Below are 21,343 nucleotides of genomic sequence, written 5' to 3' on the forward strand. Positions count from 1 at the left end.
GCCGAACCGCCAGCACACCACCAAGATCAACTTAAGCTACGTGGCATTGGGTCTGGGGCCGGAGCCCCAGAAAGCAACCGCCGGATCAGGACCCAACCCAACCACCTACGGACAACAAACAGGAACCCGCCGACGCAACCGGGGGACGACCCACAAAACCCACGCGCCCCCAAACAATCAGCCCTCTTCGCGCAACTTCTCCAAAGCAGCAGCCAAATCAGCCGGATACTCCGACGTGAAGGTGACCCACTCCCCACTACCGGGGTGATGGAACCCAAGCTCCCGAGCATGCAGCCACTGCCGCGACACCCCGAGCCGCTTGGCCAACGTGGGGTCGGCCCCGTACGTCAGGTCACCAACACACGGGTGGTGCAACGCCGAAAAGTGCACCCGAATCTGATGCGTCCGCCCAGTCTCCAAATGCACTTCAACAAACGACGCCGCCCGAAAAGCCTCAATCACCTCATAATGGGTGACCGAAGGCTTCCCAGAATTCATCACCGCGAACTTGTAGTCGTGCTTGGGATGCCGATCAATAGGAGCATCAATAGTCCCCTTGATCGGATCCGGATGCCCCTGCACGATCGCGTGGTAGACCTTGTCGACGGTCCGCTCTTTGAAGGCGTGCTTCAAAGCCGAGTACGCCGACTCCGACTTAGCCACCACCATCACCCCGGTGGTCCCCACATCCAGCCGATGCACAACCCCTTGCCGCTCAGCAGCCCCAGAAGTCGCGATCCGGTGCCCAGCGGCAGCCAGCCCACCCACAACGGTAGGCCCGGTCCACCCCGGCGAGGGATGCACCGCGACCCCGACGGGCTTGTCCACGACGATGATGTCGTCGTCCTCATGGATCACGACAAGCCCCTCGACGGGGATGGCCTGCACGGTGACGGGCTGCGGCGGCGCAGGCAGCGTGATCTCCAGCATCGCCCCGGCCGTCAGCCGATCCGACTTGCCGACGACCCGGCCGTCGATCAGCACGTCGTCAGCGTCGGCGATGGCCGCGACGGCGGTGCGCGAGAGCCCCAGCAGCTTCGCGAGGCCGGCATCGACGCGCATGCCGTCCAAACCGTCGGGAATCGGCAGCGTTCGGTATCCGCTCACGCGCGGGGCCTCGACCTTCTTCTCCTTGCAGAACCCGCTGAAACTACCAGGAGCAGCTACTTCGGTTCCGGCTGGCTCTCGGACTCCACCGGTGCGGGAGGCGTCTTGTGGATCGTCCCGTCGTAGTCGTGCTGCATGAGCGCCAGCACGATGATCGTCGCGCCACCGCAGACGATCGCCATGTCGGCGACGTTGAACACCGGCCACACGCGGCCGTAGGCGTCGAAGAGCGACAGGAAGTCGACGACGTGGCCGCGCATCGGGCCCGGCTCGCGGAACAGGCGGTCGGCGAGGTTGCCGACGGCGCCGCCCAGCACCAGGCCCAGGCCGACGGCCCAGGGCTGCGAGCGGAGGTTGCGGGAGATCCAGAGGATGAACCCGGCGACGCCCAGCGCGATGAGCGCGAGGATCCACGTCATGCCCTCTGCCATGCCGAACGCGGCGCCGGGGTTGCGGACGAACGTCAGGTAGAGCACGCCGCCGAACAGCTTGATCGGATCGGCACCCTCGAGGAACGCCACGGACAGGACCTTGGTGAGCACGTCCAGCGCCAGCACCGAACCGGCCAGGATCGCGAGGATCTTGATCCGCGGCTGGGGCAGCGACCCGGTGAGCGAGAACTCCGGCTCGACGACCTCGTCGGGAGAGACCGTCTTCTCCTCTGCTTCGACCTCGGCCTCGGCCGGCTCGTCGACCGGTTTCGACTCGCCGGCCTCCTCCTCGGCAGGGGTCTCCGCGGTCTTGGACTCGTCAGTCACCAGGTCATTGTCCACGTACGGGACTACGCGAGGAACGGCGGCAGGGTTCGGCTGTCGTCCTCCGGCACCCAGCGGCCGTCGCGCTGCGTGTACGTCCACTTCGGACCCTCGGTGACGAGGGTGCGCAGCGCCGCGACCAGCCGATCGACGTGCTCGGCCGTCGTACCCAGGCCGATCGAGGCGCGGACGGCGCGGTCCTCGTGCGCTCCGGCCTTGACGAGCCTGCCGACGATCACGTGGGCGCAGAACGCTCCGTCACGGACGCCGATGCCGTACTCGGCGGACAGCGCCGCCGCGAGGAAGCCCGCGTCGAAGCCGGAGATCGTGAAGCTCACGACGCCCACCTTGTCGGCGTCGGTCAGGATCGACAGCTCGCGGAAGCCCGGAACCGTGCGCAGGCCGTCCCGCAGGCGCGTCAGCAGCTCCTGCTCGTGCGCGACGGTCTGCTCCCAGTGCCGCGACAGGATCTCGCAGGCTGCGGCCAGCGCGTGCACGCCGACGACGTTGGGGCTGCCGGCCTCGTGCCGCTCGGGCACCGCGGACCACGCCACGCCCAGGCGGTCACCGTGGTCGGTCACCTTCGCCGTCGCACCGCCGCCGACCAGGTACGGCTGGGCCTGCTGCAGCCAGTCCGCGCGGCCCACCAGCACACCGGCGCCGAACGGCGCGTAGATCTTGTGGCCGGAGAACGCGACGTAGTCGACCCCCAGCTCACGCACGTTCAGCGGGCGGTGCGGGGCGAGCTGCGCGGCGTCCAGCGCGATGCGCGCGCCGTGCCTGCGGGCGACCTTCGCGAGCTCCGCGACCGGCCACAGCTCACCCGTGACGTTGGACGCCCCGGTGACGATCACGAGCCGAGGACCGACCGGGGCGGCGGCCAGAGCCCGGTCCAGCGCGACAACGGCGGCGCCAGACGAAGACGGAGCAGGAATGCGCTGAACGTTCGGGCCGCGCCACGGCAGCAGCGCCGCGTGGTGCTCACTGTCGAACAGAACGACCGCGGTGCCGCGAGGAACGCTGCGCGCCAGCAGGTTCAGCGAATCGGTGGTGTTGCGGGTGAAGACGACGGTGTCGGAGGCGTGGGCGCCGACGAACTTGCGGATCCGGTCGCGCGCCTGCTCGTAGACGCGGGTCGAGACCTGGGAGGCGAAGCCCGCGCCGCGGTGCACGCTGGCGTACCAGGGCAGCAGCTCGTCGACGGCGTCGCGCACCTCCTGCAGACACGGCGCGGAAGCCGCGTGGTCGAGGTTGGCGTAGGTGACGCGCTCTCCGGTCACGAGCGGAACGCGCAGGTCGGCGCCGACGACAGCCGGAACGGCGGTGCTGGTGGTCTTGGTGATCGCGAGCGTCATCGAGCTGCCTCCGAGGCCAGGGGCCTCGTGTCGCGAAGGCCCGCGCTTGACCGGCGCCCCACGCGCCGGACCAGGTCCTCACCAAGGGCACCCCACCGCGGTTGGAGGGTTGCCGGCCAGCAAGCTTGGGCTTGACGCTGGCTCTCATGACCTGCCGACGACGTTAGCGGAGGCAGCTACCGGCCGTCGACAACCGATCACATCGTGAGAAGCCTCGGAAACCGACTAATCGCCGGTCTCGCCCTTCCACCGTGCGTAGCGGCCGGCCCGGTCGACGGCACGAATGCGCCGCTCAGCGGCATCGCGCGCCTCCTCGGTGGTGACGATGAGCAACTGGTCGTCGGTCTGCAGCCGGGTCGTCGGCTGTGGCGTGAAACTCTTCCCGCCGCGCACGACGAGGCTCACCGAAGCACCGATCGGCAGCCGCAGTTCGGACATGTAGACGCCGTGCAGCTTCGACCCGCGCTGGATGCGCACCTGCAGCAGCTCGGCGCTCAGCTCGTCCAACGGCGAGGCGTCGACCTGCACCTCCTGCGGCTCGCTCGACCGCACCAGCCCGAGGCGCCGCGCGAGGAACGGCAGCGTCGTGCCCTGCACCACCGTCAGCACGACGACCAGCACGAACACCGCGTCGACCAGCTGACTCGCCCCCTCGACGCCCTGGATGAGAGGGATGAGCGCGAACACGATCGGCACCGCACCGCGCAGCCCCGACCAGGAGAGGAACGCCTGTTCCCGCCACGGCACCTTGAACGGCAGCGAGGCGAGCACCACCGACAGCGGCCGCGCCACGAACGTCAGCACCACGCCCGCGATCAGCGCGGGGACCAGCACGTCGAGCAGCCGCGCCGGCGACGCGTAGAGGCCGAGCAGGACGAAGAGCCCGATCTGGGCGAGCCACCCGAGCCCCTCGGCGAAGGAGAGGGTGTCGGCGCGGTGCGGCAGACGGGCGTTGCCCAGCACCAGCGCCGCGACGTAGGTGGCGAGGAAACCGGAGGCGTGCACCAGGTCGCCGGCCGTGTAGGCGATCACGCACACCGCCACCGTGGCGAGCGGGTACAGACCGGTGGCGGGCAGGGCCGCGCGTCTCAGCCCCGCCCCGCCGAGAATGCCCAGTCCGACGCCGATCAGCGCGCCCGCGCCCAGTTCGTAGAGCACGAGCAGCGGCGCGGTCCAGGTGATCTGGTCCGCGGACGCCAGCAGCACGACGGCGATGTAGACCGGCGCGTCGTTGAGGCCTGATTCCAGTTCGAGCGCGCCCGTGAGCCGCGCCCCCACGCCCAATGACCGCAGAACGCTGAACACGGCCGCCGCGTCCGTGGACGACAGCACCGCGCCCCACAGCAACGCCATCCGCCAGTCGAGGCCGAGCAGGAAGTGCAACGCCGTTCCCGTCACGGCGACGCTCACCGCAACGGCCACTGTGGACAGTGCGACACCTAACCGCAGCGAGGACTTCACGGCCTGCCAACGGGTCGTGAGCCCGCCCTCGGTCAGGATCAGCACGAGGGCCGCGATGCCGAGCGACTGGGTGAGGCCCGCGTCGTCGAAGTCGATGCCGACGACGGACTCGCCGAGCAGCACCCCGATGCCCAGGTACAGCAGCAACGAGGGCAGCCCGAGCCGGATCGACACGCGTACCGCGATCACGGAGACCAGCAGAACGGCGGCGCCGATGCCCAGCACGACGGTGACGTCACCCACCTGGACCATTCTGAGTGATCACCACCGAATTGGACGAATCCGACGCCTCGCAACAACCGCCGTTCGCATCTACCGGTCACATGCGCACAGGAGCATGTTGATCAGTGGCTCAATCCCAACCCTGCACGGAGTTGAACCATGAGGATCCTGATCGCGCTGGCGGCTGCCTTGACGGTGGCCGGAGCAGCTCCCGCGCAAGCGGCCGCTCCCTCGGCCCTGGCGGCACCCGACATCAGCGTCACGAACGTGAAAGCCCACCTCACCCAGTTCCAGTCGATCGCGAACGCCAACGGCGGCAACCGCGCACACGGACGTCCGGGGTACCTGGCCTCGGTGAACTGGGTGAAGAGCAAGCTCGACGCGGCCGGCTTCACCACGCGCGTGCACTCGTTCACCTACGGCGGCGCCACCGGCTACAACCTGATCGCGGACTACCCCGGCGGCGACGCGAACAACGTCGTCATGCTGGGCGGCCACCTCGACAGCGTGCCCGCGGGCCCCGGCATCAACGACAACGGCACGGGCTCCGCGTCCATCCTGGAGGTCGCCCTCCAGATGAAGGCCACCGGTTTCCGGCCGGCCAAGCACGTGCGGTTCGGCTGGTGGGGCGCGGAGGAACGCGGCCTGATCGGCTCGGCCGCCTACGTGAACTCCCTGTCCAGCGCCGAGAAGTCGAAGATCAAGACGTACCTGAACTTCGACATGACCGGCTCGCCGAACCCCGGCTACTTCGTCTACGACGCCGTCAAGGGCGAGTTCCCCGCCGGTTCGCTGGCACTGCAGCAACGCCTGGAGGCCGACTTCAAGGCGCGGAACATCCCGACGGAGCTGATCGACGTCGGCAACCGCTCCGACCACAGGGCGTTCATGGCGGCGGGCATCCCGGTCGGCGGCACCTTCACCGGCGCCGAGAAGATCAAAACCGCGGCCCAGGCCGCCAAGTGGGGCGGCACGGCCGGTCAGGCCTTCGACCGCTGCTACCACCGCTCCTGCGACACCACGAGCAACATCAACGACACGGCGCTCGACCGCAACGCGGACGTGATCGCGTCCACGTTGTGGGCCGTCGCCGCCTAGTTCCTGGTCAGCACCTGCACGGCCTCGTCGACCACCGACTCGGCGAGGCCGGGCAGGGTCGCGACCATCTGCACCTGCCCGAGGTAGAGGCTGAACGCGATCAGCGCCCGCTTCCTCGCGTGCTCCCGGTCGAACCCGAGCTGCCCGAACAGCTCGGTCAGGTAGCTCAGCCGTCGCTCGGTGACGCGCTTCAGCACAGGCGCGATCACCTCGTTGTCGGCTCCCGCCTGCAACGCCATCTCCACCGATCCCTTGCGGGTGCGGTCGAGCACCGTCGCGAACAGCGTCCTGAGCTTGTCCTGCGGTGACTTCTCGGCCTCGACCAGCTCGATGACCTTCTCGGTGTGCTCCCGCTCCCACCGCTCGACCGTCGCCTTCAGCAGCGCCTCGCGGTTCGGGAAGTGGTGGTAGACGCTGCCCTTCGTCGCCCCCGCCCTGGCCGCGAGCGGTTCGATCGCGACGGCGGCCAGCCCGCCTTCCGCGAGGGCTCTCAGCGCTATCTCAGTCCAGTCGTCCCGATTCCTCCGCACCACGCTTCCGTACGCTACCGTATGTTTCGCAAACATACGCCAGCGTATGGAAGGGGAGATCCATGATCAAGAACGTCCACACCCGAGACCTGGGCGTGCCTGCGGGCCAGTTCGTCGACCGCATCCAGGAGCTGTGGCCGCCCGCCTGGGGCAAGCAGGAGTTCGACCGGCCGCTGGGGGTCGGCGCCGACGGCGGGCACGGCCCGATCCGCTACCGCTGCACGGAGTACGAGCCCGGCAAGTCGATCACCTTCGCCTTCAGCAGCGGCGAGGGCACGCACACCCTGTCGGCGTCGGGCACCGTGCTGACGCACGAACTGATCGGCCACTTCAACCCGAAGTCGCGGCTGCGCTGGGCTCTGGTGATCCGCTGGCTGCACGACGCGTGCATCGAGGACCTCCTCGACGCCTGCGAACGCGCGGCAGGCCGCGAGCCGGCGGTTCCGGCGCGGTGGTCGCCGTGGGTGCGGCTGGTGCGGCGGTCGTTCGGACTCCTCAGCCGCCGGCCGGCCAGCGTCTGATCACGACTGCCTGCGCATCAGCAGCTGTCCCTGCGGGCCCCGCTCACCCTCGTGCGGTGCCCGCACGAGCCGCGCGACCTCGGCGAAACCGGCCTGTCCCACGAGATCCGCGAGGCTGTCGGGCGACCACCGGTAGGCGGGCGCGACCTTGTGGTCGAACTCCCGCGGCTCCGGGTCGTCCCCGGCGAAGAACCCGAGCAGCAGATGACCGCCCGGTGCCAGCACGCGCGCGAACTCCGCGAACACGACCGGCAGCCGCGCCGGTGGGGTGTGGATGAAGGAGTAGTTCGCCAGCACGCCGCCGAGAACGCCGTCGGCGAGGTCCAGCGCGGTCATCGAACCCACGTCGAACCGCAGGCCGGGGTGCGCCCGGCGGGCGATGGCGATCATCTCGGGCGACAGGTCGACGCCGAACGCGCTCAGCCCCAGCGAGCACAGGTGTGCTGTCACGTGGCCGGGACCGCACCCGACGTCGGCGACCTGCCCGTTGCCACCGGCCAGCACGAGGTCGGCGAACGCGGCCAGCAGCGCGCGTTCCAGCGGCAGGCTGTCGAGCACGTCGCTGAACAGCTCGGCGTAGAGGGTGGCGACGGAGTCGTAGGCGGCCCTGGTGGTCGGTTCGGTCACGCCGGAAACCGTAAACGGGGCCGCCGTCGCGAGACAGCGGCCCCGTTCACCTGAGATCAGACGCGTGCGACGGCGACCTTGACCTTCAGGCCGTCACCCACGGTGCCCTCGGAGGTTCCCTCGCCGAAGACGACCGACGACGTCAGCGTCTCCGACCGCACGAACTCCAGGTGCGGCTCGACGGCGGACCGCACGGCGTCCGGGAGCTCCAGCGTCAGCGTGATCCGGTCGGACACGTCGAGCTGGGCGTCCTTGCGCGCCTGCTGCACCACGCGCACCAGGTCACGCGCGACACCCTCGGCCTCCAGCTCCGGCGTCACCACCGTGTCGAGCACGACGACACCCGCACCGCCCGGCAGCGCCGCCGTGGCAGCCGGATCCGTTGCCACCAAACGCTGTTCGTACTCGCCCTCGAACAGTTCGACACCGGCGGCGACGACCCGACCGTCCACTTCGGACCAGTCACCGGCCTTCACGGCCTTGATGACCTTCTGCACGTTCGGCCCGAGGCGCGGACCGGCGGCCCGCGCGTTCACGACGAGCTGGAACTGCCCGTAGGCGTCGACGTCCGTGGACAGCGACACCTCCTTGACGTTGACCTCGTCGCGCACGATCTCGGCGAAGTCCTCCAGCGACGCCGCCACCGGAGACGCGACCGTCAAGCGCGCCAACGGAAGCCGCACGCGCAGCTTGTTCGCCTTGCGCAACGACAACGCCGTCGAGCAGACGTCGCGCACCTCGTCCATCGCCGCCACGAGAGCGTCGTCGGCCGGCAGGTCGGACGCCGACGGGAAGTCCGTCAGGTGCACCGAACGGCCACCGGTCAGCCCGCGCCACACAACCTCGGTCGTGTACGGCAGCAACGGCGCCGCCACGCGCGTGACGACCTCCAGCACGGTGTGCAGGGTGTCGATCGCGTCCTGCTCGCCGTCCCAGAACCGCTGCCGCGACCGCCGCACGTACCAGTTCGTCAGCACCTCGAGGTACTCACGAACCAGCTGGCACGCACCGGAGATGTCGTAGCCGTCCATCGCCGCCTGGACGTCGCGGACCAGGTCGTGCGTCTTCGCCAGCGCGTACCGGTCGAGCACGTTCTTCGAGTCGACGCGCCACGTGCCTTCCTTGCCGGAAGCGTTGGCGTACAACGCGAGGAAGTACCAGGAGTTCCACAACGGCAGCACCGCCTGGCGCACCGCGTCCCTGATGCCGCGCTCGGTCACCACCAGGTCGCCGCCGCGCAGGATCGGCGACGCCATGAGGAACCACCTCATCGCGTCCGAGCCGTCGCGGTCGAAGACCTCGTTGACGTCCGGGTAGTTCTTCAGCGACTTGGACATCTTCTGGCCGTCGTCACCGAGAACGATGCCGTGCGCCACGCAGTCGCGGAACGCGGGCCGGTCGAACAGCGCCGTCGCGAGCACGTGCAGCGTGTAGAACCAGCCGCGCGTCTGCCCGTTGTACTCGACGATGAAGTCGCCGGGGTAGTGGTTCTCGAACCACTCCGCGTTCTCGAACGGGTAGTGCACCTGCGCGAACGACATCGAGCCCGACTCGAACCAGCAGTCGAGCACGTCCGGGATGCGACGCATGGTCGACTTGCCGCTCGGGTCGTCCGGGTTCGGCCGCGTCAGCTCGTCGATGAACGGCCGGTGCAGGTTGTCCGGGCGCACGCCGAAGTCGCGCTCCAGCTCGTCCAGCGACCCGTACACGTCCGTGCGCGGGAACTCGGGGTTGTCCGACACCCACACGGGCAGCGGTGAACCCCAGTACCGGTTGCGCGAGATGTTCCAGTCGCGCGCGTTCTCCAGCCACTTGCCGAACTGGCCGTCCTTGATGTGCGCCGGCACCCAGTTGATCTGCTGGTTGAGCTCGACCATCCGGTCCTTGAACTGCGTGACCGCGACGAACCACGCCGACAGCGCGCGCTGGATCAGCGGGTTCGCACACCGCCAGCAGTGCGGGTACGGGTGGTCGTAGGTCTCGTGCCGCAGCAGCAGGCCCGCTTCCTTGAGGTCGCGGATGATCAGCTTGTTCGCGTCGAAGACGTGCACGCCCTGGTACGGCGCCACCTCCGCGGTGAACTTGCCGTCCGGCCCGACCGGCACGACGACCTCGATGCCCGCCGCGTCCGTCACGACCTTGTCGTCCTCACCGAACGCCGGTGCGATGTGGACGATGCCCGTGCCGTCGTCGGTGGTCACGTAGTCCGCCGTCAGCACCTGGTGCGCGTTCTCGCGGCCCACGAAGAAGTCGAACGGCGGCAGGTACTTCTTGCCGACCAGGTCCGAGCCCTTGTAGCGGGCGACGACCTCGGGCTCCTCGCCCAGCTCGCGCGCGTACGCGGCCACCCGTGCCTCGGCGAGCAGGTACTTGTCGCCGTCGGAGCCCACGACCGTCACGTAGTCGACGTCCGGGTGCACGGCGGCGGCGAGGTTGCTCGGCAACGTCCAGGGCGTGGTCGTCCAGACCAGGGCCTTCTCCCCGGACTCCAGGCGCAGCGCCACCGTGACGGCCGGGTCCTGCCGGTCGCGGTAGGCGTCGTCCATCTTGGTCTCGGTGTTGGACAGCGGCGTCTGGCAACGCCAGCAGTACCAGAGCACCCGGAAGCCTTCGTAGATCAAGCCCTTGTCCCACAAGGCCTTGAACGCCCACATGACGCTTTCCATGTAGTCGAGGTCGAGCGTCTTGTAGTCGTTGTCGAAGTCGACCCAGCGAGCCTGCCGCGTCACGTACTCGCGCCACTGGTCGGTGTACTGCAGCACGGACGTGCGGCACGCCTCGTTGAACTTCTCGATGCCGAGCTCGTCGATCTCGTGCTTCTGCGTGATGCCGAGCTGCTTCTCCGCCTCGTACTCGGCGGGCATGCCGTGCGTGTCCCAGCCGAACCGGCGCTCGACGTGCTTGCCGCGCATGGTCTGGTAGCGCGGCACGACGTCCTTGACGTAGCCGGTCAGCAGGTGCCCGTAGTGGGGCAGGCCGTTGGCGAACGGAGGGCCGTCGTAGAAGACGAACTCGTTCGCGCCGTTCTCGCCGGCCGGGTTGCGGTCGATGCTCGCCTGGAAGGTCTCGTCGTCCTTCCAGTACCCGAGCACGTCCTGCTCGAGGTTCGGAAAGGACGGCTGCGCCGGGACCTCGTTCTGTCCGGCCCTGGGGTAGGCCATCTCCACTGCTCCTCGCGGTCATGAAGGACACGCGAGGACGACACGCCGGACGTTGCCCGGCAGGCCGCGGTACCACCCCGCTTGCCCACCGGTGACGGTGGGCCTCTCGTTCTTCGGCTGTGACGGGCCGGTCCCGTCCGGTTCTACTGAGGTTCGCTGAACCCGTTCTTCCGGAGGCTCCCCGGTGATGGCCGGATCGGTGCCTGTGGGTACAGGGTAACTGGTGGGCGCAAACCGTATGCTCGCGCGATGACGTTGACCATCGCGTTGTCGATCGTGCTGGCCCTGCTCTTCGTCGCGACAGGCGCGGGCAAGCTGTTCGGGGCGAAGGCGTCGCTGCAGGCCCGTGATCACTTCCGGATGAGTCCCGTGTTGTGGCGCACCATCGGTGTGCTGGAGTGGGCGGGAGCGCTCGGCCTGGTCGTCGGGCTGGTCACGTGGGAGTGGGTGGCGCACGCGGCCACCGTCGGGCTCGGGCTGTTGATGGTGGGCGCCACGATCACCCGGTTGAGGTACGACTCGAAGCCGACCGGCGTGGTCGTGGACCTGGTGCTGCTCGCGTTGCTGATCACCCTGCTGTTCCTGGACCGGTGACGCTCTCCTTCCACGTCCTCGGCACACCGGAGGTCCGGCGCGGCGCCGCGCTCGTCGACGTCGGGCACGCCCGGCAGCTCAGCGTGCTGGCCGTGCTGCTGGTGGACGTCAACCAGGTGGTCAGCGTCGACAAGCTGCTCGCGCGGGTCTGGGGCGAGGCGCCGCCGCGGCAGGCGAAGTCCGCGCTCTACAGCTACGTGTCCCGGCTGCGGACGGCGTTGGACGGCCCGCCGATCCTGCGCCGCTCCGGTGGTTACGTGCTGGAAGCCGATCCCGAGGCCGTCGACCTGCACCGGTTCCGCTCGCTCGTGGCGCTCGGACGGCCCGGCGAGGCCATGGCACTCGTGCGCGGCGAACCGTTCGAGGGACTGCAGGGCGCGTGGTTCGCCGGTCAGCGCGAGACGGTGTCCCGCGAGATCACGGCCGCCGAACTGGATCACACCGACGCGAGTCTCGCCGCGGGCGAGCACCGGGCGCTGGTCGCCGAACTGACCGCGCGCACGGCCGAGCGCCCGCTCGACGAACGGCTCGCGGGACAGCTGATGCGCGCGCTGATCGGCGCCGACCGCCGGTCCGATGCACTGGCCCACTACGCGCGGCTGCGGCACCGGCTCGCGGACGAACTGGGCCTCGACCCCGGCCCCGCGCTGCGCGACCTCGCCGCGTCGATCCAGCGTCCACAGTGGAGCCCGCGTCAGCTTCCGTCGCCACCGGAGGGCTTCACGGGCAGGGAAGCCGAACTCGAAGCGCTCGGCGAGGGGCCGATCGTCACGATCACCGGCCCCGCGGGCACCGGCAAGACGTGGCTCGCGCTGCGGTGGGCGCACGAGCACGCCGCCGACTTCCCGGACGGCCAGCTGTTCGTGGACCTGAACGGCAGCGACCCGGCCGACGTCGTCCGCGCGTTCATCACCGCGTTGGGCACCGCACCGGACGGCATTCCACCAGAACCGCACGCACAGACGGCGCTCTACCGCACGTTGCTGGCGAACCGGCGCATGCTGATCGTTCTCGACAACGCCGCCGACACCGCTCAGGTCGTGCCGCTGCTGCCGGGGACGCCGCGGTGCCACGTGATCGTGACCAGCAGGGAACGCCTGCCTGGCCTGGTCACGGCCCACGGCGCGCGGCCGGTCGTGGTCTGAGCAGATCCGCGCGAAGTTCAGCCACCGGCGCTGATGGCGCCCAGCTGCTGCAGCATGCCGAGATCGTCACGCACCGCCCAGTGCTCGACGATCTTGCCGTCGCGCAGCCGGAACATGTGCGCGAGCTCGACCGACACCTTGCCGCTCTGCGGGGTGGGCACGCCGCGGAATCCCGGCGCCTGCCACGTGCCGTCACGGCGGCCGTAGACGACCACGAGATCGCCGTCGGCGAGGAAGTGCCGCTCGACCCACCGCTGGTCCGGCTGGGCAGCGAGCGAGAAGCCGAGAACGGCCTTGACGTTCTCGACGCCGTGCTGCCGCTCGGGCGCCGCCGCGTGGTTGACCACGTCGGGTGCGCACAACTCGTCTGCGAGGTCGAACCGGCCCTGGCCCACGACCTCGTCGAGGAACCTGCGGACCACTGCCTTGTTGTCAGCCGACGTCATCGGAACTCCCGCGGTGGGCGACGCGATGGCGCGCCACCAGGGTCGCGTCGGGCCTGCACATGGCACACGGAGTGAACTGCAGCTGTCGTGCCTCCTGCACCGGGAGGCCCAGCGTGGGCCTCCCGGCGAGCCAGGAACACGAGCTCAGGTGGTACCGGGGCCGCTCGTCCAGCACCCGCACCTCGTCCACCAGATCGGCCACCGCGAGCAGGTCTGCCGCGTCGGTGTCCTCTTCCGGTGGTTCTTCGTCAGCGGGCGGTGTGTCGGCTTCAGCCACGTCTTCTGGCGAAACCACTACCCGTTGATCATCAGCTACTGCGTGTTGATCTACACTCTGCGCGACGGCTGCGGGGTCCCCCGGACGTCGTCGCCACCAGTCCCAGATCAGAACCAGGGCGGCGAGCACACTCGCGCCCACGGACGACCACGCCCAGATGTTGTTGGACGTGGTCAGCGCAGGCACGAGCAGCCCGAGGGCAGCCAGCACCAGAAGTAGAACTACGAAGAGCACCTAGTGAACAGTAGTTCAGCCCGCTTCGGCGCGTGCGCCGAAGGAGTAGCCCTGGGAACGGCCCTCGGACGGAGCGGCCGGGCCGCGGTCCTGGAGGTCGCGCAGGGACGACTCGAGCATGGTCTTCAGTCGCGTGCGGTACTCGCGCTCGAACGTCTGCAGCTTGTCGATCTGCTTCTCGAGCGTGTTCTTCTCCTGGGTGATGTTGCCCATCACCTCGGCGTGCTTGCGCTGCGCGTCGCGGTCGAGCGCGGTGGCCTTCTCACGGGCCTGCCGCTCGAGCGTCTCGGCGCGCGTGCGCGCGTCGTTCAGCATGGTCTCGGCACGCGTGCGCGCCTCGTTGACCATCGTGTCGGCCTTGGCACGGGCCTCGGACAGCAACTGCTCGGACTTCGTGCGGGCCTCGGACAGCATGCCGTCGGCTTCGGCCTTGGCCTCGCCGGTCAGCCTGTCCGCCATCTCCTGGGCGAGACCCAGGACCTTCGCGGCCTGCACGTGGTGGTCGCCGCCCCCGCCGGGGGAGGTCTGCTCGAGCACGGAGGGCGGCGGGACCGGCGCCAGGCGGCGCGGCTCCTCCACCGGCATGCGGCTCGTCACGGGGCCGGAAGAAGCCTTTGCGCGCGCGTCGTCGAGGTCGGCGCGTGCGGTCTCGAGCTGCTGGTCGAGCTGCTCGACCTGCTGACGGAGGTCGTTGTTCTCCTCGATCAAGCGGGCCAGTTCGCCCTCAACCAGGTCGAGGAACGCGTCCACCTCGTCCTCGTTGTAGCCCCGCTTGCCAATCGGCGGCTTGCTGAACGCGACGTTGTGCACGTCAGCGGGGGTCAACGGCATCGGATCACCTCTCGCACTCCTGGGCTGCGGTCATCCCCGGTTCCCCGTCACCTGGGATCTGCGAATCGCATCAGAATGATAACGACCAGCCACAGCACAATAATCGATAGGTCCAGCCCGACGCCCCCGATCCGCACAGTCGGGATGATCCGACGGACAGCACGGACCGGTGGGTCGGTCACGGTGTAAACGGTCTCCAGCGTCACGGCCACGCCGCCCGCGGGGCGCCACTCCCTCGCAAAGGTCCTCACCATCTCGACCACGACGCGCGCGGTCAGGAACAGGGAGAACGCGAAGAGGACGTAGAAGATGACGAGACGGATCGGGTCCACGGGGTCAACTCTAACCGTGGTTGCCGAACCCGCCCTCCGCCAGCTTCCGCCGGTCCTCCGCCGTCACGTCAACGTTGGGCGGTGAGAGAAGGAACACCCTGCTGGTGATCTTGTCCATGGACCCGCGCAGAGCGAACGCGAGACCGGCCGAGAAGTCGACGAGACGCTTGGCGTCCGCGTCGTCCATGTCGGTCAGGTTGAGGATCACCGGAGTGCCGTCCCGGTAGTGCTCCCCGATCGTGCGCGCCTCGCTGTAGTTACGGGGGTGAAGCGTGGTGATGCGCGCCAACGGGTTGCCTGCCGGCTCGGCGACCGGACGCAGTCTGCTCACGGGCTCGCGCTGCGGCTCGACGGCGAGCGCGCCGTGCACGGGTGCATCGGCGCTCCAGCGCCGCGTGCTCGAGGGGCTGCCCCCGCGCCGCGACTCCGGCTCGTAGTCGTCCGACTCGTCGATGTCGGCCCGGTACCCGGAGCTCTGCAGCTCCGACCGGCCCGGCGTGAACACGCGGCTGCGCCGCGGGTAGGGGTCGTAGTCGTCGGCCTCGGCCGCGTACTCGGACCGGTAGTCGCCGTAGCGACCGCGGTCGTCGTCGTAGCCGGGGTCGTCTGCGTACTCGGCGGGGACCATCCCGAAGTAGGCCTTCAGCTTGTGCAAAGCGCTCATTCCAGCCCCTCCTCGGCGGTGCCCCACTCATAGGGACGGTGCGGACGGTCCCGAGGTTCCCGACAACCTAAGGCAACGTTAGCCGTCGACTGCCGAGCAACGCCGTTCCGACACGCACACAGGTCGATCCGTGCGAGATGGCATCTTCCAGGTCCCCGCTCATTCCCGCTGACACCCCGGTGGCAGTGGGATGATCATCACGTAGGCCTGATACCACTGACGCCAACGCCTCAAACGCCTGCGATGGCTTCATCGTCAACGGCGCGACAGTCATCGCACCGCGAAGAATAAGATCACCCGAACGAGTGATCGCGCCAGCCAGTTCCCCGACATCGGGAATCGGGCAGCCACCTCGTGACGTGTCGCCGTCGATGCTGACCTGCAACAACACGTCGAGCTTCGTGCCTTTCGCGTGCGCGGCCCTCGCGAGGGCCTCGGCCAATCTCACGCTGTCGACCGAGTCGACCTGATCGGCCCACTCGACGACGGATTTGGCCTTGTTCCGCTGCAATCGGCCGACCATGTGCCATCTCGCGCCTTCGAGATGTCTCAATTGGCGAACCTTCGCGCTCGCCTCCTGATCGCGGTTTTCCGCGAAGTTGCGGAGCCCGAGTTCGTAGAGGAGTTCGACATCGCTCGCCGGCCAGGTTTTCGTCACCGCGAGCAACATCACTTCGGAACGATCACGCCCCGCCGCCTCGCAGGCCTTCGCGATGCGTTCCTCGACCTCGGCGAGGTTCGCGGCGAGCTCGTCGCGGCGGCTCACGGCTCGATCCAAACGACCGACGCGAGCCGTCCGGTCGGGGCCTGCCTGCGGTGGCTGAAGAGATCCTTCTCCTCGAACGTGCACCGCGGGTCCACACCGATCTTGCCCACACCGGCACTGGCCAGCTGGTTCCACAGCCCGGCCCGCAGGTCGAGCGCGGGGGTGCCCCTGCGCGACTTCGAGGCGCTGCCCGGCAGGTGCTTCTCGACGTCGGCCTGCATGTCGGCGGGCACCTCGTAGCACTCGCCGCACACCGACGGCCCGAGCAGGACCTCGATCCGCTCCAGCTCGGCGCCCTGGGCCATCATCGCCTTGAGCGTCTCGACGACAACTCCGACACGCGCGCCGACACGCCCGGCGTGGGCCGCGCCGATCACCCCGGCCTCTGCGTCGCCGAGCAACACCGGCACGCAGTCCGCCGTGAGCACCACGAGCCCGAGACCAGGCTGTTTCGTCACGACGGCGTCGGTCGCCTCCAGCGGCTCGGCCCGCGGCCCGTCCACCACGCCGACCGTCCGGCCGTGCACCTGTTCCATCCACACCAAACGGTCCGGCGTGAGACCGATGCCTTCGGCGAGACGAGCGCGGTTGGCCTCGACCGCCTTCTCGTCGTCCCCCACGTGGTCACCGAGGTTGAACGAGTCGTACGGGGCCTTGGACACGCCACCGGCGCGGGTGGTGACAACACGACGAATGCGCACGGCAACAGCCTAGTTGCCCGGCGCGGGAGCCTCCGCGAGCCAGGCGGCCACCGCGCTCGGCGGTGGCCTCAACCCCGAGTTGTAACCGCATCGAGGTCCTCGCCGAGCGGCGGCAACGACATCAACGGGATTCGTGCGTTGGCACCGACTAGTTCGCGATGGCGACGGTCGTCCGCGTGCTGCGCTCGTCGTCGAGGCAGCGCAACACCAGATCGGCGACGTCGGCGCGGGCCACGACGTAGCCGCGGCGCACGTTGCGGTTGATCGCCGTGCGGTACCTGCCGGTGTGCGGCCGGTCGGTCAGCCGCGGCGGGCGGACGATCGTCCAGTCGAGGCCGCTGGTCGTCACCAGCTGCTCCATCCGCCGCATGTCGGCGAACTCGTGGCGCAGCACCCGGCCGAGGATCGGCTTCACCGCGTACCGGGTGACCAGGTCGTCGCCCTCGTCGACGACCATGCCGCTGTTGCTCACCACCACCAGGCGCCGCGCGCCGCATGCGCGCATCGCGGTGATGATCGCGGACGCGCTGTCCTCGCACACGGTCGTCGGTGTCCTGCCTTCGCGCGGACCGATCGCCGAGATCACGGCATCACAGCCCGCGATCGCACCCTCGATCTGCACGGGATCCATCACGTCCGCCTGCACCACGGACAGGTTCGGCCGGTCAGCGAGTCGCGCGGGATTGCGGACCACGGCGGTGACGTCGAACCCGGCGGCGCAGGCCTGGTGGACGAGGTGCTGTCCGGTGCCTCCGGTCGCACCGAAGATCGCGAGTTTCACATCAGCCCCCTCAGCTGGTTGGTGAGTACTCACTAACCACTATGTTAGTAAGCACTCACCAACGTCAAGAGGGAAGTGCGTCAGTGAACACTCGGGACCGGATCGTCGCGGCCGCCGCGGAGGTCATGCGCACCCGCGGCCTCGCCCGTGCGACCACCAAGGAGATCGCGAAGGCGGCCGGGTTCTCGGAAGCGGCGCTGTACAAGCACTTCCGGGACAAGACCGAGCTGTTCGTGGCGGTGCTCGGCGAGCGCGGCCCCACGCGTCTGAGCCGCGTGCTCGTCGATCTGCCGGACCGGCTCGGCCAGGACCCGGTCGAGGAGGTGCTCCGCGACGTGGCTCTCGCCGCCGCCGACTTCTACGAGCAGACCTTCCCGATGGCGGCGTCGTTGTTCGCCGAGCCCAAGGTGTTCGACGCCCACCGGGCGGCGTTGCGCGAGCGAGGCAAGGGACCGCACCAGGTCGGCGAGGCGGTCGCCACCTACCTCAAGGCGGAGCAGGCTCTCGGCCGGATCAACGCCGGCGTCGACCCGCGGGCGGCGGCGGGCATGCTCCTCGGCGCCTGCCTGGAACGGGCGTTCCTCGGCCACTTCGTCGACGGCGAGGACCGCCCGAGCGAAGAGGAGTTCGCAGCGCGCCTGGTCGACGCGCTGCTCAGCGGGATCAGCGTGAAGTGATCAGCGTGAAGTGATCAGCGTGAAGTGATCAGCGCCGCATGAACGGCGGCACGTCCACCTCGTCGTCCGGGTCGTCGGTGACGGGCACCGGACGCGACGGCAGCGAGCCGTTCTGCGACAGCGACCGCGGCACCGAAGGCACGTACCCGTTGCCCTGCACCGGCGACGGCTGCGGCGGCACCGAGGTGGGCGGCGGCGTCACGGGCGCAGCGGGCTGCGGGGCCGGCTGGGCGACGGGCTGCGGGGCCGGCGTCTGCACGACGGGCGGGGGCGGCGTCGGCGCGACCGGCTGCGGCGCCGGTGTGTGCGTCGGCGTGGCCGTCGCCGCGGCGATCGGCCCGGAAGCCGTGCGCGGCGGCGAGGACAACGCCGTCGGCTCCAGCTTCTTGTGCGTGGGACCACCGCCGTCGAACCCGGCAGCGATCACCGTGACCCTGACCTCGTCGCCGAGCGAGTCGTCGATGACCGTACCGAAGATGATGTTCGCGTCCGGGTGCGCGGCCTCCTGGACCAGCGACGCGGACTCGTTGATCTCGAACAGGCCCAGGTCTGAGCCACCGGCGATCGAGAGCAGCACGCCGTGCGCACCCTCCATCGACGCCTCGAGCAGCGGCGAGTTGATCGCCTTCTGCGCGGCCTGGACCGCGCGGCCCTCACCGCGCGCGGAACCGATGCCCATCAACGCCGAGCCCGCGCCGGACATGACCGACTTGACGTCGGCGAAGTCCAGGTTGATCAGACCGGGGGTCGTGATCAGGTCGGTGATGCCCTGGACACCGGAGAGGAGCACCTCGTCGGCCGAACGGAACGCGTCCATCAGGCTGACACCGATGTCACCCAGCTGGAGCAGCCGGTCGTTGGGGATGACGATCAGCGTGTCGCACTCGTTGCGCAGCGCCTGGATGCCGTCCTCGGCCTGCTTGGCGCGCCGCTTGCCCTCGAACGAGAACGGGCGCGTGACGACACCGATGGTCAGTGCGCCGAGCTTGCGGGCGATCGAGGCCACCACCGGCGCGCCGCCGGTGCCCGTGCCGCCGCCCTCGCCGGCGGTCACGAAGACCATGTCGGCCCCCTTGAGGACCTCCTCGATCTCCTCGCGGTGGTCTTCGGCGGCCTTGTGCCCGACCTCGGGGTTCGCACCCGCGCCGAGGCCGCGCGTCAACTCGCGGCCGATGTCGAGCTTGACGTCGGCATCAGACATCAGCAAGGCCTGTGCGTCGGTGTTCACCGCGATGAACTCGACGCCTTTGAGCCCGACCTCGATCATGCGGTTGACGGCGTTGACGCCGCCACCACCGATGCCGACGACCTTGATCACCGCGAGGTAGTTGTGCGGGGGCGTCATCGGATCCGCCTTCCTGATCGTGGTCCGTGCTGTGGTGCTGGGTGGTGATGCACCCGGATTGAAACCCTCAACCTCTCCTCGAGGTCCAGAGTTATGTCAACCCCATATGTTCCTGCTGGACGGTAAGCACCGGCGGTGCGTCGGTCCAGCAGGCGCGCCGTAGGGTCCCAACACTGTGCGCTACTACTCCCCGGTCGTGCCGTCAAGTAGGTGCGCACGGTGCAGAGCACGACGCACCACCAGCCTAGTCGGAGCTCGAATCGGAGATCGTCTCGCCCACACCTTCATCACTTCCACCTCTTTTCCCGGTGATCTTTCGCTACCGTCCGTGGATGGGGATGAAGATGCTGAGCGTCGCGCTGGCCGCGATCGCTCTGGGGGCAGCGACGGTCGCACCAGCGAGTGCGGCGCCGGAAGGCAACAAGATCGTCGAGATCAAGAACGTGCTCGAGGGCCTGTGCCTCGACTTCGCCGAGGCCGGGTCCACCCGGCCGAGTCTGACCACCTGCACGGGTGCTGCCACGCAGTTGTTCGAACGGGTCCCGGCAGCGGACGGCAGAGGCGAGTTCCTGCGCAACGTCGGGGACAGGTGGTGCCTCGACGGGACGTTCTCGTACTGGATCGCGCTGCGGTCGAACTGCGACACGGACCAGGCCGGCCACCGGTTCGAGCTGGAGCCGCAGCCCTCGGGCAGCGTCAAGCTGAAGAACCAGGGCGAGTTCGTCGACGCGTGGTCCTGGCGCAGCCGGGGCGAGCTGACCATGGAGATCCCGAACTCGGCCGGGTACCAGGACTGGCAGATCCGCGAGGTCGGCGTGGCGCGGAAGCCCGAGCTCACCGCCGTCGTCCGGCCGAAGAGCGCCGGCTGGGGCAAGTGCCTGACCGAGGACGGACCCGTCGCCAGGATCACCTCCTGCAGCACCCTGCCGCGCGAGACGTACCAGCGCCTCGACGCCGGCGACGGGAAGGTGGCGCTGCGCAGCTCGTCGAGCGGCAAGTGCCTGAGCACCAACGAGTACTACGAGGTGAACCTGGTGAACTGCGCGCCGGGTGCGCGGGACCAGCAGTGGGCGCTCGTCGCCGACGAGTTCGGCCGCTACCGGGTCAGGAGCGAGCTGACCGGCAACTACCTGGAGGAGACCGACGGTCTGGCGAAGGCGTACCCGTACTACGGCGGCCTTTGGCAGAAGTGGGACCTGACGGCGGCCTAGTCGCCGACGGTTCCGTCCAGCAGTTCCCTGACCACGTCCAGATGACCGGCGTGCCGGGCGGTCTCCTCAATCACGTGCGCGAGCACCCATCGAGCCGAGACCGTCCCGTCACCCCGGAACGGCACCACCTGGTCGAGATCCGCGAGGATCTCCCGGCTGGTCTGGCACTGCTCCCGGTAGTCCGCGAGCAACCCGGCGAGCGTCTCGCCGTCTTCGATCCGCCAGTCCGCGTCGGGGTCCTCCATCGTGTAGGGCGCGCGCGACTCGCGTCCGGCCAGCACCACCTCGAACCAGTGGTGCTCGGTCCACCGCACGTGCTTCACCACGCCCGCGGCCGTCGTCAGCTTCGACGGCAGGACCGCGCGCGTCGCGTCGTCGTCCGACAGGCCGTCGACCTTCAGCTCGATGGTCGCGCGCAGGTAGTCCAGCAGGGCGGTGTACGTCGCGCGTTCGTCGGCGACGAGTGGTGGTGCGGTACGTGTCATGCGGCGGAGCCTGCATG

23 protein-coding genes and 1 riboswitch are annotated in these 21,343 nt (G+C 69.1%); of the genes, 6 read left to right on the forward strand and 17 right to left on the reverse strand.

Annotation, left to right across the window (positions count from 1 at the left end; genetic code table 11):
* Positions 1 to 177 precede the first annotated feature (177 nt).
* The 4 genes from IEZ09_RS15375 to IEZ09_RS15390 form a co-directional block, all read right to left on the reverse strand.
* On the reverse strand, positions 178 to 1,062 hold the full coding sequence (locus IEZ09_RS15375) for an RluA family pseudouridine synthase (RefSeq protein ID WP_189254530.1): 885 nt from the start codon (positions 1,060 to 1,062) through the stop codon (positions 178 to 180).
* A 101-nt stretch (positions 1,063 to 1,163) separates the two neighbouring features.
* Positions 1,164 to 1,865: a signal peptidase II gene (gene lspA, locus IEZ09_RS15380; RefSeq protein ID WP_189254367.1), complete on the reverse strand. Its 702-nt coding sequence runs from the start codon at positions 1,863 to 1,865 to the stop codon at positions 1,164 to 1,166.
* A gap of 23 nt (positions 1,866 to 1,888) precedes the next feature.
* Complete coding sequence (locus IEZ09_RS15385) at positions 1,889 to 3,217, reverse strand: aminotransferase class V-fold PLP-dependent enzyme (protein ID WP_189254368.1); 1,329 nt, start codon at positions 3,215 to 3,217, stop codon at positions 1,889 to 1,891.
* Between the two features lie 37 nt (positions 3,218 to 3,254).
* Positions 3,255 to 3,369: riboswitch (SAM riboswitch) on the reverse strand.
* 73 nt (positions 3,370 to 3,442) lie between these two features.
* Positions 3,443 to 4,921 carry a potassium/proton antiporter gene (locus tag IEZ09_RS15390; RefSeq protein ID WP_189254369.1) on the reverse strand — a complete coding sequence of 493 codons (1,479 nt, stop codon included), beginning with the start codon at positions 4,919 to 4,921 and terminating at the stop codon, positions 3,443 to 3,445.
* Positions 4,922 to 5,059: 138 nt separating this feature from the next.
* Here IEZ09_RS15390 and IEZ09_RS15395 point away from each other — a divergent pair, with 138 nt between their 5' ends.
* Complete coding sequence (locus IEZ09_RS15395) at positions 5,060 to 5,998, forward strand: M28 family metallopeptidase (RefSeq protein ID WP_189254370.1); 939 nt, start codon at positions 5,060 to 5,062, stop codon at positions 5,996 to 5,998.
* Here the strand turns inward: IEZ09_RS15395 and IEZ09_RS15400 are convergent.
* A complete protein-coding gene (locus IEZ09_RS15400) occupies positions 5,995 to 6,528 on the reverse strand; it encodes a TetR/AcrR family transcriptional regulator (protein WP_229812582.1) in 534 nt (177 codons plus the stop codon). The two genes, IEZ09_RS15395 and IEZ09_RS15400, sit on opposite strands and share 4 nt — an antisense overlap.
* 62 nt (positions 6,529 to 6,590) lie before the next feature.
* On the opposite strand from IEZ09_RS15400, the gene IEZ09_RS15405 reads away from it, so the two are divergent.
* The gene (locus IEZ09_RS15405; RefSeq protein WP_189254372.1) at positions 6,591 to 7,049 is read left to right on the forward strand and encodes an SRPBCC family protein; all 459 of its coding nucleotides are present in this window, start codon (positions 6,591 to 6,593) and stop codon (positions 7,047 to 7,049) included.
* Here IEZ09_RS15405 and IEZ09_RS15410 read toward each other — a convergent pair whose 3' ends face one another.
* On the reverse strand, positions 7,050 to 7,676 hold the full coding sequence (locus tag IEZ09_RS15410) for a class I SAM-dependent methyltransferase (protein WP_189254373.1): 627 nt from the start codon (positions 7,674 to 7,676) through the stop codon (positions 7,050 to 7,052).
* A gap of 56 nt (positions 7,677 to 7,732) precedes the next feature.
* The gene (ileS, locus tag IEZ09_RS15415; protein ID WP_189254374.1) at positions 7,733 to 10,837 is read right to left on the reverse strand and encodes an isoleucine--tRNA ligase; all 3,105 of its coding nucleotides are present in this window, start codon (positions 10,835 to 10,837) and stop codon (positions 7,733 to 7,735) included.
* A 249-nt stretch (positions 10,838 to 11,086) separates the two neighbouring features.
* Here ileS and IEZ09_RS15420 point away from each other — a divergent pair, with 249 nt between their 5' ends.
* The gene (locus tag IEZ09_RS15420; protein ID WP_189254375.1) at positions 11,087 to 11,431 is read left to right on the forward strand and encodes a DoxX family protein; all 345 of its coding nucleotides are present in this window, start codon (positions 11,087 to 11,089) and stop codon (positions 11,429 to 11,431) included.
* Complete coding sequence (locus IEZ09_RS15425; RefSeq protein WP_189254376.1) at positions 11,428 to 12,576, forward strand: AfsR/SARP family transcriptional regulator; 1,149 nt, start codon at positions 11,428 to 11,430, stop codon at positions 12,574 to 12,576. The genes IEZ09_RS15420 and IEZ09_RS15425 overlap by 4 nt, the downstream gene beginning before the upstream one ends.
* 17 nt (positions 12,577 to 12,593) lie before the next feature.
* On the opposite strand, the gene IEZ09_RS15430 is transcribed toward IEZ09_RS15425, so the two are convergent.
* The 8 genes from IEZ09_RS15430 to IEZ09_RS15465 all read right to left on the reverse strand — a co-directional run bounded on the left by IEZ09_RS15430 (position 12,594) and on the right by IEZ09_RS15465 (position 17,608).
* Positions 12,594 to 13,022, reverse strand: a complete 429-nt coding sequence (locus IEZ09_RS15430; protein ID WP_189254377.1) for an ester cyclase — start codon at positions 13,020 to 13,022, stop codon at positions 12,594 to 12,596.
* The gene (locus IEZ09_RS15435; protein WP_189254378.1) at positions 13,009 to 13,533 is read right to left on the reverse strand and encodes a hypothetical protein; all 525 of its coding nucleotides are present in this window, start codon (positions 13,531 to 13,533) and stop codon (positions 13,009 to 13,011) included. Before IEZ09_RS15435 ends, IEZ09_RS15430 begins: the two co-directional genes overlap by 14 nt.
* Before the next feature lie 15 nt (positions 13,534 to 13,548).
* Entirely contained in the window at positions 13,549 to 14,364 is an 816-nt protein-coding gene (gene wag31 / locus IEZ09_RS15440; protein ID WP_189254379.1) for a DivIVA-like cell division protein Wag31, read from the reverse strand.
* Between the two features lie 47 nt (positions 14,365 to 14,411).
* The gene (locus IEZ09_RS15445; protein ID WP_112273484.1) at positions 14,412 to 14,687 is read right to left on the reverse strand and encodes a YggT family protein; all 276 of its coding nucleotides are present in this window, start codon (positions 14,685 to 14,687) and stop codon (positions 14,412 to 14,414) included.
* Between the two features lie 19 nt (positions 14,688 to 14,706).
* Positions 14,707 to 15,360 (reverse strand): cell division protein SepF, encoded by a 654-nt coding sequence (locus IEZ09_RS15450; RefSeq protein WP_189254381.1) that lies wholly within the window; start codon positions 15,358 to 15,360, stop codon positions 14,707 to 14,709.
* Between the two features lie 67 nt (positions 15,361 to 15,427).
* Positions 15,428 to 16,126, reverse strand: a complete 699-nt coding sequence (locus tag IEZ09_RS15455; protein ID WP_189254382.1) for a YggS family pyridoxal phosphate-dependent enzyme — start codon at positions 16,124 to 16,126, stop codon at positions 15,428 to 15,430.
* Positions 16,123 to 16,827, reverse strand: a complete 705-nt coding sequence (gene pgeF / locus IEZ09_RS15460; RefSeq protein ID WP_189254383.1) for a peptidoglycan editing factor PgeF — start codon at positions 16,825 to 16,827, stop codon at positions 16,123 to 16,125. Before pgeF ends, IEZ09_RS15455 begins: the two co-directional genes overlap by 4 nt.
* A gap of 148 nt (positions 16,828 to 16,975) precedes the next feature.
* Positions 16,976 to 17,608, reverse strand: a complete 633-nt coding sequence (locus IEZ09_RS15465) for an NAD(P)-dependent oxidoreductase (protein WP_189254384.1) — start codon at positions 17,606 to 17,608, stop codon at positions 16,976 to 16,978.
* 83 nt (positions 17,609 to 17,691) lie between these two features.
* On the opposite strand from IEZ09_RS15465, the gene IEZ09_RS15470 reads away from it, so the two are divergent.
* Entirely contained in the window at positions 17,692 to 18,285 is a 594-nt protein-coding gene (locus tag IEZ09_RS15470) for a TetR/AcrR family transcriptional regulator (protein WP_229812583.1), read from the forward strand.
* Positions 18,286 to 18,313: 28 nt separating this feature from the next.
* Here IEZ09_RS15470 and ftsZ read toward each other — a convergent pair whose 3' ends face one another.
* Positions 18,314 to 19,630 (reverse strand): cell division protein FtsZ, encoded by a 1,317-nt coding sequence (gene ftsZ / locus IEZ09_RS15475; protein ID WP_189254386.1) that lies wholly within the window; start codon positions 19,628 to 19,630, stop codon positions 18,314 to 18,316.
* A gap of 332 nt (positions 19,631 to 19,962) precedes the next feature.
* Between ftsZ and IEZ09_RS15480 the strand changes: the two genes are divergently transcribed.
* Positions 19,963 to 20,841, forward strand: a complete 879-nt coding sequence (locus tag IEZ09_RS15480) for an RICIN domain-containing protein (protein WP_189254387.1) — start codon at positions 19,963 to 19,965, stop codon at positions 20,839 to 20,841.
* Here the strand turns inward: IEZ09_RS15480 and IEZ09_RS15485 are convergent.
* Positions 20,838 to 21,326 carry a DinB family protein gene (locus IEZ09_RS15485; RefSeq protein ID WP_189254388.1) on the reverse strand — a complete coding sequence of 163 codons (489 nt, stop codon included), beginning with the start codon at positions 21,324 to 21,326 and terminating at the stop codon, positions 20,838 to 20,840. The genes IEZ09_RS15480 and IEZ09_RS15485 overlap by 4 nt on opposite strands.
* Positions 21,327 to 21,343: the final 17 nt, after the last annotated feature.

The organism is Lentzea flava, assembly GCF_014648475.1.
Taxonomy (GTDB): Bacteria; Actinomycetota; Actinomycetes; order Mycobacteriales; family Pseudonocardiaceae; genus Lentzea; species Lentzea flava.